This window comes from Frigoribacterium sp. PhB116 (assembly GCF_004364285.1).
GTDB lineage: Bacteria > Actinomycetota > Actinomycetes > Actinomycetales > Microbacteriaceae > Frigoribacterium.
Genome location: NZ_SOBE01000002.1, coordinates 545,916 through 558,728, shown reverse-complemented (window position 1 = coordinate 558,728; position 12,813 = coordinate 545,916). Strand labels below are relative to the sequence as shown.

Genomic DNA, 12,813 nt, shown 5'->3' with positions numbered 1-12,813 from the left:
GAGCAGTCACACGTCACGAAGGAGTGAAGATGACCCTGCCCGACCACCCCGCTCGCAGCCGTCCAGGCGCCGAGGCCGGCCCGCCCGCCACCCGCCGCCACGGCGCCCGCGACAGCCGCACCCGCGCCGACACCGCCGACACCGCCGGCACTGCCGGCACTGCCGGCATCGGCTCAGGCCTGAGCCGCCGCGGCGTCCTCGTCGGCGGCGCGGCCCTGCTCGGCACCGCGTTCGCGGCCACCGCCCTCTCGGGCTGCGCGACTGGCGCGACCACCGCCTCCGGCGCGACGGTCGAGCAGCTCAAGTTCTGGCACCTGCTGAGCGGGGGCGACGGCGTGAAGATGTCCGCCCTCGTCGACCAGGCCAACGAGCAGAACCCCGAGTTCCACGCGACGCAGACCGTGCTCGCCTGGGGCACGCCGTACTACACGAAGCTCGCCATGGCGTCGGCCGGCGGCCGCGCCCCGGACGTCGCGATCATGCACGCGTCGCGCGTGCCCGGCTACGCGCCCGGCGGTCTGCTCGACGCGTGGGACGTCGAGAAGCTCGCCTCGTACGACCTCCGAGAAGAGGACTTCGCACCGGCGGTCTGGAAGGCCGGCTTCAGCGGCGACCAGCTGTACTCGGTCGCGCTCGACTCGCACCCGTTCATCCTGCTGTACAACACCGACATCGCCGCCCAGGCCGGCGTCCTCGGCCCCGACGGGCAGCTCGCCGAGATCACGAGCCCCGCGCAGTTCCTCGAGGTCGCGACCGCGATGCAGGCCGTCACCGGCAAGCACGGCGCCTCGTGGGGGTACCTCAACGACGGCGCCCAGCTCTGGCGCATGTTCTACACGTTCTACAAGCAGCAGGGCGCCGACATGGAGCTCCGCGAGGGCGGGACCGTCGAGTACGACGAGGAAGCGGCCGTCACCGCCCTCGAGTTCATGCAGCAGATGACGGACGGCACCGTGATGGCCGAGGCGAGCGACATCCAGTCGGGCATCGCCGAGTTCGTCTCGGGCGAGAGCGGCATGCTCTTCACCGGCGTGTGGGAGGTGCCGAGCGCCGCCGCGTCGGGCATCCCCTACGACGCGAGCATCATCCCCACTCTGTTCGGCACCCCCGCCGTCTACGCCGACTCGCACGCGTTCGTGCTGCCCCGGCAGAGCACCGTGGACGAGACCAAGCGCGAGGACGTCTACAAGATGGTCTCGACGATCCTCAAGGACTCGATCTCGTGGGCCGAGGCCGGGCACATCCCCGCGTACGGGCCCGTGGTCGACAGCAGCGAGTACGCCGACCTGATCCCCCAGGCGCACTACGCCGAGGCGGCCGAGTACCTGAACTACGACCCGCCGGCCTGGTTCACCGGCTCGGGGTCGGACTTCCAGACGTACTTCCTCGACAGCATCCAGTCGGTCATCCTCGCGAAGGACGACGCCGCGACGGGCATGAAGCGGTTCGTCGACCGGGTGAACACGCAGCTCGGCCGCCCCGCCCCGGTGTGAGCCGAGCAGCTCCTCCTCCCCCTCCCTGACGACCCAGCCCTGCACGACGACGAAGGAGTCGATCTGTGACGACCACGACGGTCACGACCCCGGCGGCCCCCGCCGACCGGAGCCCTGCCACCGCCGGCAGGCGCGCCCGCGCCGGCGGCACCGGCGGCGGGACGACCACCCGCCTGCGCCCCGGCGCCCACAAGGAGAACCGCATCGGCTGGGGCTTCGCCGCCCCGTTCACGATCCTGTTCGCCCTCTTCCTCGTGTGGCCCCTCCTGCACGGCCTGTACCTGAGCTTCACCGGGCAGAGCCTCACGGGCCAGGGCGGCGAGCTGATCGGCGTCGCCAACTACGCCGAGGCCTTCGCCGACGGCGCCATGTGGCGCTCGATGCTCAACACGTTCTGGTTCACGATCCTCAGCACGATCCCGCTCGTCGCGGTGGCGCTCGTGCTCGCGCTGCTGGTCAACACGGGCCTGCCGGGCCAGTGGCTCTGGCGGCTCAGCTTCTTCCTGCCGTACCTGCTGGCGTCGACCGTCGTGTCGCTGTTCTGGATCCAGCTGTACAGCCCGACGCTCGGCCCGATCAACAACGTGCTGGCCACCCTCGGGCTGCCGCAGCCCGCCTGGCTGCAGGACCCGGACACGGCCATGATCGCCGTCGTCGCCACGACGGTCTGGTGGACGGTCGGCTTCAACTTCCTGCTGTACCTCGCGGCCCTGCAGAACATCCCCGACCAGCAGTACGAGGCGGCCTCGCTCGACGGCGCCGGCCGCTGGCGCTCGCTCTGGTCGATCACGATCCCGCAGCTCGGCCCGACCACCGGCCTGATCGTCATCCTGCAGGTGCTCGCGTCGCTCAAGGTCTTCGACCAGATCTACCAGATGACCAACGGCGGGCCGGCGGGCACCACGCGCTCCACCGTCCAGTACATCTTCGAGTCGGGCTTCACCGGCTACCGCTTCGGCTACTCCAGCGCCATCTCGTACATCTTCTTCGCCGTGATCGTGGTCATCTCGGTCGCCCAGTTCTCGATCACGGCCCGCAACCGCAAGGGAGCCCAGCGATGACCGCACCTGCCGTCGCCCCCGCCGCAGCGCCCGGCGGCGACCTCCGAGCCCCCACCGCCGAGCGCGGCCGAGGCGCGAGCCGAGGAGGCGGCAGCCACGGCCACGCACCCGGCAAGCAGCGCTTCGGCGTCATGGGCGTCCTCAGCATCGTCGTCCTCGTCGTGCTGGCCGTGCTGTGGCTGCTGCCGTTCCTCTGGTCGCTGGCCACGTCGTTCAAGAGCGAGGCCGACGCCGCGGCGACGCCCCAGACCTGGCTGCCCGCGGGCGGCTTCACGCTGCAGGCCTACCGGGCGATCCTCGAGCAGGGGAACATCCCCACCTGGCTCTTCAACAGCCTGCTCACGTCGATCGCCATCACGCTGATCGTCGTGGCGACGTCGGCCCTCGTGGCCTACGCGTTCTCGCGGCTCGACTTCCGCGGCAAGAAGTGGCTCTACGTGGCGACGATCGCGTCGATCATCGTCCCGCCGCAGGTTCTGATCGTGCCGCTGTTCTACCAGATGCTCGCCTTCGACATGGTCGACACGTACTGGGGCATCATCCTTCCGCAGGCCATCGCGCCCGCCATGGTGTTCGTGCTCAAGAAGTTCTTCGACCAGGTGCCGATCGAGCTCGAGGACGCGGCCCGCGTCGACGGCGCCGGGCGCATCCGGGTCTTCTTCACGATCCTGCTGCCCCTGTCGCGGCCCATCCTCGGCGCGGTGTCGATCTTCGTGTTCATCGGAGCCTGGAACAACTTCCTCTGGCCCTTCATCGTGACGAACGACGCGTCGCTGCTCACGCTGCCCGTCGGGCTGCAGACCATCAAGAGCGCGTACGGCATCCAGTACGCGCAGAACATGGCCGCGGCGATCTTGGCGGCGCTCCCGCTCATCCTGGTGTTCCTGTTCTTCCAGCGGCAGATCATCAAGGGCATCTCGACCACCGGCTTCGGGGGGCAGTAGCGACCAGCGCCTCCTCTGCGCGGCCGGCGCCTCCTCGGGGCGCACGCCGCGCCTCCTCGATCCGCACCTCCTGACCGACCGACCACCCGCCAGCACGCCGCTCCCCCTCTACCTAGGAGAACCATGACCACCGCCCGCATCACCGTCGACCGCGAGTTCACGATCGGCACCGTGCCGCGCCGCCTGTTCGGCTCGTTCGTCGAGCACATGGGCCGGTGCGTGTACACCGGCATCTACGAGCCCGGCCACGAGACCGCCGACGAGAAAGGCTTCCGTCGCGACGTCCTCGCCCTCACCAAGGAGCTCGGCGCGACCGTCGTCCGCTACCCCGGCGGCAACTTCGTCTCCGGCTACAACTGGGAGGACGGCGTCGGGCCGGTCGACCAGCGCCCCCGCCGCCTCGACGGCGCGTGGCACACCGTCGAGTCGAACGCGTTCGGCCTGCACGAGTTCGTCGAGTGGTCGAAGCTCGCCGAGGTCGAGGTGATGGAGGCCGTCAACCTCGGCACCCGCGGCGTCGACGCGGCCCGCGAGCTCGTCGAGTACGCCAACCACCCCGGCGGCACGGCCCTCAGCGACCGCCGCATCGCCAACGGCGCGGCCGACCCGTTCGACATCAAGCTCTGGTGCCTCGGCAACGAGCTCGACGGCCCCTGGCAGATCGGGCACAAGACGGCCACCGAGTACGGCCGCCTCGCCCAGGAGGCCGCCAAGGCGATGAAGTTCGTCGACCCGAGCATCGAGCTCGTCGCGGTCGGCAGCTCGGGCCGCGGCATGCCGACCTTCGGCACGTGGGAGCACGAGGTGCTCACCCACGCCTACGACGAGGTCGACTACGTCTCGATGCACGCCTACTACCAGGAGCACGACGGCGACGCGACGAGCTTCCTCGCGACGGCGGTCGACATGGACGCCTTCATCGAGGAGGTCGTCTCGACGATCGACGGCGTCAAGGCCGCGGGCAAGCACGACAAGCAGGTGCACATCTCGTTCGACGAGTGGAACGTCTGGTACCAGACGGGCCTCGACACCGACGACCAGCCGCACAACGTCTCGAAGGGCTGGGTCGAGCACCCGCGCCTCATCGAGGACCAGTACAACGTCACCGACGCGGTCGTCGTCGGCACGTTCCTCAACTCGCTGCTGCGCCACGGCGACAGGGTCAAGATCGCCAACCAGGCCCAGCTCGTCAACGTGATCGCCCCGATCCGCAGCGAGCAGGGCGGGCCGGCCTGGCGCCAGACGATCTTCTGGCCGTTCGCCCGCATGGCGGCGCTGGCCCAGGGCGAGATCCTCCGCACGCAGGTCACCAGCGACAAGATCGACACCCCGAAGTACGGCGACGCCGACCTCGTCGACGTCAGCTCGACGTGGGACGAGGAGACGGGGCGCATCGCGTTCTTCCTCGCCAACCGCGGACTCGAGGAGGCGGCGGACGTCGAGCTCGTCCTCCGCGGCTTCGCGGACGCCCGGGTCGTCCGCTCCGAGGTGCTGGCGGTGCCGGAGGGCGGCGACCGCTTCACCGCCAACACCGAGCAGGCGCAGGACGCGGTCGGCCTCGTGCCCCTCGACGGCGTCGCGGTCGACGGCGGCAGCGTCCGCCTGACCCTGCCGGCCCTGTCGTGGGCCGTCGTCGAGCTCGAGGTCGCGAAGGCCTGAGCCGTGCAGCGGAAGGATCCCTCTCGAATTTGAGAGGGGTCCTTCCGTCGAGAGCCGCAGCATCAGCGTTCACGAACGCTCGGGACGCCGATCTGTCTCGCTTCGGGGGACGGCCCCCGGCCCTACTTCTTGCGACGCGGGAACAGCCGTGAGATCGAGTCGCGCACCGACTCCTCGATCGTGTCGCTGAACGAGTTCGAGAACGACAGCGAGTCGCCCGCCGCGGACGACGCGGTCATCGACGCGATCACGCTCTGGCCGTGGTGCGCGCGGGCCTCGCGCGCGGTCGGGAAGCCGAGGCCCTGGGCGGCGGCGAGGCGCTCCAGGAGGCCGACCCGCTCCTCCTCGGTGCGCCCGGTCGCGGCGGCGAGCTCACGTGCCGCGTCGTCGTCGATCCCGTCGGCGACCCACTGGGCGGCCCGGCTCGGCAGCTCGCCGGCAGCGAGCATGCCGATGACGCGCTTGGCCTCGTCGTCGCGGATCTCGGCGCGGGCGACGGCGACGTCGCGGGGCGTGGTCTCGGGAGTCGGGGTCTCGTCAGGCACGCTCCACCCTAAGCACACGATGCCGAGGGCCACCTCCCCCAGAGCGGGCCGTCAGCTGTAGAGCCGGACCGGCGCCGCGTCGTGAGCGGTCGGCGTCGGCAGTGCGTCGAGCCCGTCGACCTCGCCGCTGACCGCACGCTCGATGCGACGCTTCTCGTCGACGCTCGACCGGATCAGGGGCAGGCCCCGGGCGATGGCGGCCCGGATGCGCTCCTGCAGCAGCGGCGCCGTCACGCGGCGATCGGTGAAGTCGCTGGCGTGCGCGTAGACGCCGAGGGGCAGCGTCAGTGCCTGGAAGAAGCCGAACAGCGGCCGCAGCGAGTGCTCGAGGATCAGCGCGTGCCGCTCGCTGCCGCCCGTCGCCGCGAGCAGCACCGGCACGTCGACCAGCGCGTACTGCTCGACGAAGTCGAAGAAGTGCTTGAAGAGCCCCGTGAAGGAGGCGCGGTAGACCGGCGAGGCCGCGATCAGCAGGTCGGCGCCCTCGACGGCACGGAGCTCGCGCTCGACCCGTTCGTCGAGCTGGTCCCGGGTCAGCGCGCCGGCGAAGAGCGGCCCGAGCTCGCTCACCCGGATCACGTGCCGCTCGATCGGCAGCACGAGGGCGAGCTCGTCGAGGACGGCGTCGACGAGCGCGTCCGTCTTCGAGGGCGAGCTCAGCGTGCCCGACACGGCGACGACACGGAGCGGCTGCGGAGGTGTCTGCGTCATGCAGCCATGGTGCTCCGGAGACGGCGCGTAACGAAGCCGTGTGACGCCGTGAGTCATGCGACAGTGGTCGCGTGAACCCGACCACGCACGCGCACGGCCCCGATCCGGCCGACCCCCTCAGCACCCTCGCCTCCTCGTTCGGCCAGGCGGCGGACGTCTACGAACGCGGCCGCCCCTCCTACCCCGTCGACGCCGTCGAGTGGCTGCTGCCGCAGGGCGCACGGCACGTCGTCGACCTCGGCGCGGGCACCGGCAAGCTCACCCGCGTCCTCGTGCCGCGTGCCGAGCAGGTCACCGCCGTCGAGCCCAGCGAGGGCATGCGCTCCGTGCTCGAACAGGCCGTGCCCGAGGCCCGGTCGCTCCCCGGGTCGGCGGAGTCGATGCCGCTCGACGACTCGTCGGTCGACGCGGTCTTCGTGGCCCAGGCCTGGCACTGGGTCGACCCGCGGGCTGCCGTTCCCGAGGTCGCCCGGGTGCTGCGTCCGGGCGGCACGCTCGGCCTGCTCTGGAACATCCGCGACGAGACCGTGCCGTGGCTGGCCGAGCTGTCGCAGGTGATGCACTCCCCCGCCGAGCGCGACATGTCGTCCGACGCCCCGACGGTCGGCGAGCCCTTCGCCCCGATCGAGCGTCGCGACTTCCCGTGGGTGCACGAGCTCGGCCGCGACGAGCTGCTCGCCATGATCGCGTCGCGCAGCTACGTCATCACGCTGCCCGAGGACGACCGCGCCCAGGTGCTCCGCGACGTCGGCCAGCTGCTCGACACGCACCCGGACACCCGCCGAGCTGACCTCATCCGCCTGCCGTACGTGACCCGGGCCAGCCGGGCGGTGCTGCCGGGCTGACCCGCCGGCCCTACGGTGGGGGCATGCAGCAGGAGGCGCGACTCGTCACCGTCGACCGGGTCTGGTCGGGCAGGTGGCACGGCCCGAGCGTCGTGCGCGTGTCGCCGACCGCGATCCACCTCGTCGGGGCGGTCGACCCCGGCCACGGCGAGGACGCCGACCTGCCCCACCTGCCCGGCGCGCTGTTCTCGCCCTTCACCGACTCGCACGTGCACCTCGGCCTGGTCGACCCCGAGCAGCTCGTGCGGGGCGGCGTCGGCCGCGTGCTCGACCTCGGCTGGAGCCCCGACGTCGCCGCGCTCTGGCCCGAACGGGGCCGGGTCGACGCCGGCTGGCCCGAGGTGCAGGTCGCGGGCGGCCTGCTCTGCCCTCCCGGCGGCTACCCGTCGCGGGCGGGCTGGGCGCCGGGCGACGCGTCCGTCGTCGTGGCCGACGCCGCCGACGCCGAGCGGGCCGTCGTGCGGATGCGCGACCTCGGCGCCTCCGTCGTCAAGCTGACCCTCAACAGCGACGTCGGGCCCGTCTTCGACGACGACGTGCTGCGGTCGATCGCGGTCGCGGCCGATCGGGTCGGGCTGCTGACCGTGGCGCACGTGCAGGGTGCCGGGCAGGTGGGCCGCGCGCTCGACGCCGGACTGCTCCGGTTCGCGCACACCCCGTTCAGCGAGCTGCTGCCCGACGACCTGCTCGACCGCGCGGCCGACGGCACGTGGATCAGCACGCTCGACATCCACCGCGGAGACGAGGCGCAGGAGGTGGCGATCGCGAACCTGCGCGGGTTCCGCGAGCGGGGCGGCCACGTCCTCTACGGCACCGACCTCGGCAACGGCGACCTGCCGGTCGGGGTGAACGAGCGAGAGCTGCGGGCGCTGCAGCGCGTCGGCCTCGGCCGCGAGGCGCTGCTCGCCGCACTCGGCAGCGACGACTCGCTCGACGCCGGGCAGGACGGCGCACACTGGACACCGCGCGCGTCGTGGGTGCCCCAGCCGCCGCCGGACGACGAGCGCGACGATCCCGCGTGGCTGGCCCGCGCCTCCGTCCTCACCGCCTCGACCCTGCAGGAGCTGCTCCCGTGACCACCGCCTCCGACTCGCCCGCCGCCGCCTCGGCGTCCCCTGCCTCGACGACCCCGACCACCTCGTTCGGGCCGGCCGCCCCGCCCGTCGACCCGGCCGAGCTCGACGACCCGCTGGCGAGTGCGCAGCGCGACGCGGCCGACCCGCTCGCGCACCACACGGCCCTGTTCCTGCCCGCGGGCGACGTGGTCTCGTACCTCGACGGCAACTCCCTCGGCCGGCCGATGGCGGCGACGCCGGCCCGTCTCGACGCGTTCGTGCGCGGCGACTGGGGCACGCGCCTGATCCGCTCGTGGGACGAGCGCTGGATGCAGCTCCCCACCGAGCTCGGCGACCGGATCGGCGCCGCCGCCCTCGGAGCGGCCCCGGGGCAGACCGTCGTGGCCGACTCGACGACGGTGCTGCTCTACAAGGCGATCCGCGCCTCCTTGGCGGCTCGTCCCGGCCGGCACGAGATCGTCATCGACGACGACCAGTTCCCGACCGACCGCTTCGTCGTCGAGGGGATCGCCCGCGAGCGCGGCGCGACCGTCCGCTGGCTCGCGGTCGACGAGACCCGGGGGGTGACGCCCGAGCAGGTCCGCGACGTGGTCGGGCCCGACACCGCCGTCGTGCTCGTCAACCACGTGTCGTACCGGTCGGGGTTCCTCGCCGACCTGCCCGCGATCACCGAGATCGTGCACGAGGCCGGGGCGCTGCTCGTCGCCGACCTCTGCCACTCCGTCGGCGTCGTGCCGACCGAGCTCGACGCGTGGGGCGTCGACGTCGCCGTCGGCTGCACCTACAAGTACCTGAACGGCGGGCCGGGCGCGCCGGCGTTCCTCTACGCCCGCGCCGACCTGCTGCCGGAGCTCGAGCAGCCGGTCCAGGGCTGGATGGGCGCCGCCGACGTGTTCGCGATGGCCGAGGGCTACGTGCCCGACACCGGCATCCGCAAGTTCATCAGCGGCACCCCGCCCGTCGTCGGCATGCTCGCGATGCAGGACATGCTCGACGCGATCGAGGAGGCCGGGCTCGAGGCCATCCGCGACAAGTCGCTCGCGCTCACCGACTACGCGTTCGACCTCGTCGACGCCTGGCTCGCGCCCCTCGGCGTCACGACGGCGACGCCGCGCGAGCACGAGCGCCGGGGCAGCCACGTGACGGTGCGGCACCCGCGGTTCCGCGAGGTCGTGGCGACGCTCTGGCAGGAGGGGGTGGTGCCGGACTTCCGCGGCCCCGACGCCCTGCGCATCGGCCTCTCGCCGCTCAGCACCACCTTCGACGAGGTGCGCGTCGGGGTGGCCGCGATCCGCGAGGCGCTGCAGCAGGGCTGACCCGCGCCTCCTGCGCTCACGGCCCGGGGCTCAGCCAGCCGGCGCCGGCCCGGCGCTCTCGCGCACCACGAGCCGCGTCGGCACGATGCGGTCGCCCGACGCCGGCCGCCCCTCGAGCAGCTCGAGCAGCACCCGCATCGAGCGGGCGCCGATCTCGCCGAAGTCCTGGTGCACGGTGGTCAGCGGCGGCCAGAACGAGCCCGACTCGTCGGTGTCGTCGAAGCCCACCACGCTGATCTCGCCCGGGATGGACCGTCCGCGCTCGTGCAGGGCGTGCATGACGCCGAGCGCCATCTGGTCGTTCGCGGCGACGACGGCCGTCACGTCGTCGCGGCTGGCGATCGCGTGGCCGAGGCGGTGGCCGGAGGCGGTCGTCCAGTCCCCCTTGAGCGGCGCCTCCGGCTCGAGGCCCGCGTCGCGCATCGTCGCGTGCCACGACGCCGAGCGCCGGGTCGCCGAGTACGACGTGTCGGGGCCGGCGATGTGCACGATGCGCGTGTGCCCGAGGTCGATCAGGTGCTGGGTCGCGAGGCGGGTGCCCTGCTCCTGGTCGGTGTCGACCACGACGAAGGGGTCGCCCGCGTCCGAGTCGATGATCACGACGGGCAGCCCGCTCGGGATGATCACGTCGGCCCGGTCGAGCATGTGCGCCTCGATGATGATGACGACTCCGTCGACCGCCTCCTCCTGCAGGCGACTGAAGGCGCCGGCCACCTCGCCCTCGGTGGGCTGGGCGACGGGCATCAGCGTGATCGTGTAGCCGGCGCCGGAGGCGGCGGTCACGATCGCATCGAGGGTGCGCATGTTCCCGAGGGTCGACAGCGTGAACATGATCACGCCGACGCTGCGGAAACGACCCGTCTTCAGCGCCCTGGCCGCGCTGTTCGGCCGGTAGTCGAGCGCGGCCATCGCGTCGAGCACCTTCTGGCGGGTGCCGTCCTCGACGTTCTGCGCGCCGTTCGAGACGCGCGAGACGGTCTGCGACGAGACGCCGGCGCGTGCGGCGACGTCGGCCATCGACACCGTACGGGTCCGCGGGGCGCGTCGAGATGCCGACTTGATTTCGGACGGCGGAGGTGTCATGGTTGCGAGCATCCCAGATGTTTACGTAAACACACACCCTCACGGGCAGCGTGTTCACGGCTCCTCACCCCGATGAAGTGGATGGACATGACGACGACGTCGACACCCGCGACCCGCTCGGAGGCGACCGCACCGTCGCCCCGCAGCAGCTCGCAGATCCGTCGAGACAAGCGACGCTGGACAGGCTGGGGCTTCGTGCTCCCGTTCCTCGTCGTCTTCGCACTCGTGCTCGTGGCCCCCGTGGTCTACGCGATCTACCTGAGCCTGTTCCAGGAGCAGATGATCGGCGGCAACTCGTTCGTCGGCGCCGACAACTACGTCCGCGCGCTCACCGACCCGAACTTCTGGGACGCGCTCGGCCGCGTCGCGCTGTTCCTCGTGGTGCAGGTGCCGATCATGCTGGTCGTCGCCCTGGCCGCCGCCCTCGCCCTCGACTCGGCCCGGCTGCACTTCACGGCGTTCTTCCGCATCTCGATCTTCCTGCCCTACGCCGTGCCCGCGGTCGTCGCGGCCCTGATGTGGGGCTTCATCTACGGCAACCGCTTCGGCCTCGTCGGCAACCTCGAGGACGCCACGGGATGGGACCTCCCCGACCTGCTCTCGCAGAGCTGGGTGCTCGCGTCGATCGGCAACATCGTCACGTGGGAGTTCGTCGGCTACAACATGCTGCTGTTCTACGCCGCCCTGCGCGTCATCTCGCCCGACCTGTACGAGGCCGCCGAGCTCGACGGCGCCGGCCCGTTCCGCATCGTGCGGAACATCAAGCTGCCCGCCATCCGCGGAGCGATCGTCATCGGCATCATCTTCTCGATCATCGGCAGCTTCCAGCTCTTCAACGAACCGAACATCCTGCAGACGCTGGCGCCCAACGCGATCAGCACCTTCTTCACCCCGAACATGTACGCCTACAACCTGTCGTTCGCGGGCCAGCAGTTCAACTACTCCGCCGCCATCGCGATCATCATGGGCGTCCTGACGATGGTCGTCGCCTACGTGGTCCAGCTCGTCGGCACCCGGAAGGACCACTGATGTCGACCCTCACCGGAACCCCGATCGCCGCGCCCGACGCAGGGACGCCCACCGTCACGCCGAGCCGTGCAGCCACCTCCAGGAAGCGCCGCGCCGGCGCCCCCCGCGACAAGCGCAGCGTGCTGCTCACCGTCGTGATGGCCCTGCTGCTCGTCTACTCGGTGCTGCCGCTCTTCTGGCTGCTCGTCAACTCGACCAAGACGCAGGAGGCGCTGTTCAGCTCGTTCGGCCTCTGGTTCAGCGGCGACTTCGCGCTGGTCGACAACATCGAGGGCGTCTTCACCTACGGCGACGGCGAGTTCGTCCGCTGGCTCGGCAACACCCTGCTCTACGTGGTGGTGGGCGCAGGAGGCGCGACCCTGCTGGCCACGCTGGCCGGCTACGGCCTGGCCAAGTTCGACTTCCCGGGCAAGAAGGCCGTCTTCGCGGTCGTGCTGGGCGCGGTCGCCATCCCCGGCACCGCCCTCGCCGTCCCGACCTTCCTGATGTTCAGCCAGATGGGCCTGACCAACACCCCGTGGGCGATCATCCTGCCCTCGCTGATCAGCCCCTTCGGCCTCTACCTGATCTGGACCTACGCCGTCGACTCCGTGCCGACCGAGATCCTCGAGGCCGCGCGCATGGACGGCTCGAGCGAGGTCCGCACGTTCTTCACCATCAGCCTCCGCCTCCTCAGCCCCGGCCTCATCACCGTGCTGCTCTTCTCGATCGTCGCGACCTGGAACAACTACTTCCTGCCGCTGATCATGCTGAGCGACTCGCGCTGGTACCCCCTGACGGTCGGCCTGAACCAGTGGAACGCGCAGTCGACGACCGTCGGCGGCGATCCGATCTACAACCTCGTCATCACGGGATCGTTCCTCGCGATCATCCCGATCGTCGTGGCGTTCCTCTTCCTCCAGCGCTACTGGCAGTCCGGCCTCTCGGCCGGCGGCGTCAAGGCCTGACGCGCGTCGGCACTGCCGGCCCGCCCCTCCTCGTCCCCTCCCGCACCACAGCCCCTCCCGCACCACAGCCACGCCCCCGTCCCACCTCCACGATGAAGTGAAAG

The 12,813-nt window shown here is 71.3% G+C and carries 12 protein-coding genes; 9 read left to right on the top strand and 3 right to left on the bottom strand.

The genetic code is table 11. From position 1 onward, the window contains the following. Positions 1 to 29: 29 nt before the first annotated feature. The 4 genes from EDF20_RS09110 to EDF20_RS09095 all read left to right on the top strand — a co-directional run bounded on the left by EDF20_RS09110 (position 30) and on the right by EDF20_RS09095 (position 5,157). Positions 30 to 1,493 carry an extracellular solute-binding protein gene (locus EDF20_RS09110; protein ID WP_133738437.1) on the top strand — a complete coding sequence of 488 codons (1,464 nt, stop codon included), beginning with the start codon at positions 30 to 32 and terminating at the stop codon, positions 1,491 to 1,493. A gap of 173 nt (positions 1,494 to 1,666) precedes the next feature. Further along, on the top strand, positions 1,667 to 2,554 hold the full coding sequence (locus EDF20_RS09105; RefSeq protein WP_123548321.1) for a sugar ABC transporter permease: 888 nt from the start codon (positions 1,667 to 1,669) through the stop codon (positions 2,552 to 2,554). Beyond that, positions 2,551 to 3,498 (top strand): carbohydrate ABC transporter permease, encoded by a 948-nt coding sequence (locus tag EDF20_RS09100; RefSeq protein WP_233569113.1) that lies wholly within the window; start codon positions 2,551 to 2,553, stop codon positions 3,496 to 3,498. The genes EDF20_RS09105 and EDF20_RS09100 overlap by 4 nt, the downstream gene beginning before the upstream one ends. A gap of 123 nt (positions 3,499 to 3,621) precedes the next feature. Next, entirely contained in the window at positions 3,622 to 5,157 is a 1,536-nt protein-coding gene (locus EDF20_RS09095; RefSeq protein WP_133738436.1) for an alpha-N-arabinofuranosidase, read from the top strand. A gap of 122 nt (positions 5,158 to 5,279) precedes the next feature. Here the strand turns inward: EDF20_RS09095 and EDF20_RS09090 are convergent, their stop codons facing one another. Continuing rightward, positions 5,280 to 5,702, bottom strand: coding sequence for a hypothetical protein (locus EDF20_RS09090; RefSeq protein WP_133738435.1), 423 nt, complete (start codon positions 5,700 to 5,702; stop codon positions 5,280 to 5,282). A 51-nt stretch (positions 5,703 to 5,753) separates the two neighbouring features. Further along, entirely contained in the window at positions 5,754 to 6,413 is a 660-nt protein-coding gene (msuE, locus tag EDF20_RS09085) for an FMN reductase (protein WP_133738434.1), read from the bottom strand. Positions 6,414 to 6,484: 71 nt separating this feature from the next. Here msuE and EDF20_RS09080 point away from each other — a divergent pair, with 71 nt between their 5' ends. The 3 genes from EDF20_RS09080 (at position 6,485) to EDF20_RS09070 (ending at position 9,650) form a co-directional block, all read left to right on the top strand. Then, positions 6,485 to 7,258: a class I SAM-dependent methyltransferase gene (locus EDF20_RS09080; RefSeq protein ID WP_133738433.1), complete on the top strand. Its 774-nt coding sequence runs from the start codon at positions 6,485 to 6,487 to the stop codon at positions 7,256 to 7,258. Between the two features lie 23 nt (positions 7,259 to 7,281). Continuing rightward, the gene (locus EDF20_RS15700; protein WP_166644788.1) at positions 7,282 to 8,334 is read left to right on the top strand and encodes an amidohydrolase; all 1,053 of its coding nucleotides are present in this window, start codon (positions 7,282 to 7,284) and stop codon (positions 8,332 to 8,334) included. A 113-nt stretch (positions 8,335 to 8,447) separates the two neighbouring features. Next, a complete protein-coding gene (locus tag EDF20_RS09070) occupies positions 8,448 to 9,650 on the top strand; it encodes an aminotransferase class V-fold PLP-dependent enzyme (RefSeq protein ID WP_133738725.1) in 1,203 nt (400 codons plus the stop codon). Between the two features lie 30 nt (positions 9,651 to 9,680). Here EDF20_RS09070 and EDF20_RS09065 read toward each other — a convergent pair whose 3' ends face one another. Then, positions 9,681 to 10,667, bottom strand: a complete 987-nt coding sequence (locus EDF20_RS09065; protein ID WP_243833428.1) for a LacI family DNA-binding transcriptional regulator — start codon at positions 10,665 to 10,667, stop codon at positions 9,681 to 9,683. Between the two features lie 153 nt (positions 10,668 to 10,820). Here EDF20_RS09065 and EDF20_RS09060 point away from each other — a divergent pair, with 153 nt between their 5' ends. After that, positions 10,821 to 11,762 carry a sugar ABC transporter permease gene (locus EDF20_RS09060; RefSeq protein WP_123548317.1) on the top strand — a complete coding sequence of 314 codons (942 nt, stop codon included), beginning with the start codon at positions 10,821 to 10,823 and terminating at the stop codon, positions 11,760 to 11,762. Beyond that, a complete protein-coding gene (locus EDF20_RS09055; RefSeq protein ID WP_123547997.1) occupies positions 11,762 to 12,709 on the top strand; it encodes a carbohydrate ABC transporter permease in 948 nt (315 codons plus the stop codon). Before EDF20_RS09060 ends, EDF20_RS09055 begins: the two co-directional genes overlap by 1 nt. Positions 12,710 to 12,813 lie beyond the last annotated feature (104 nt).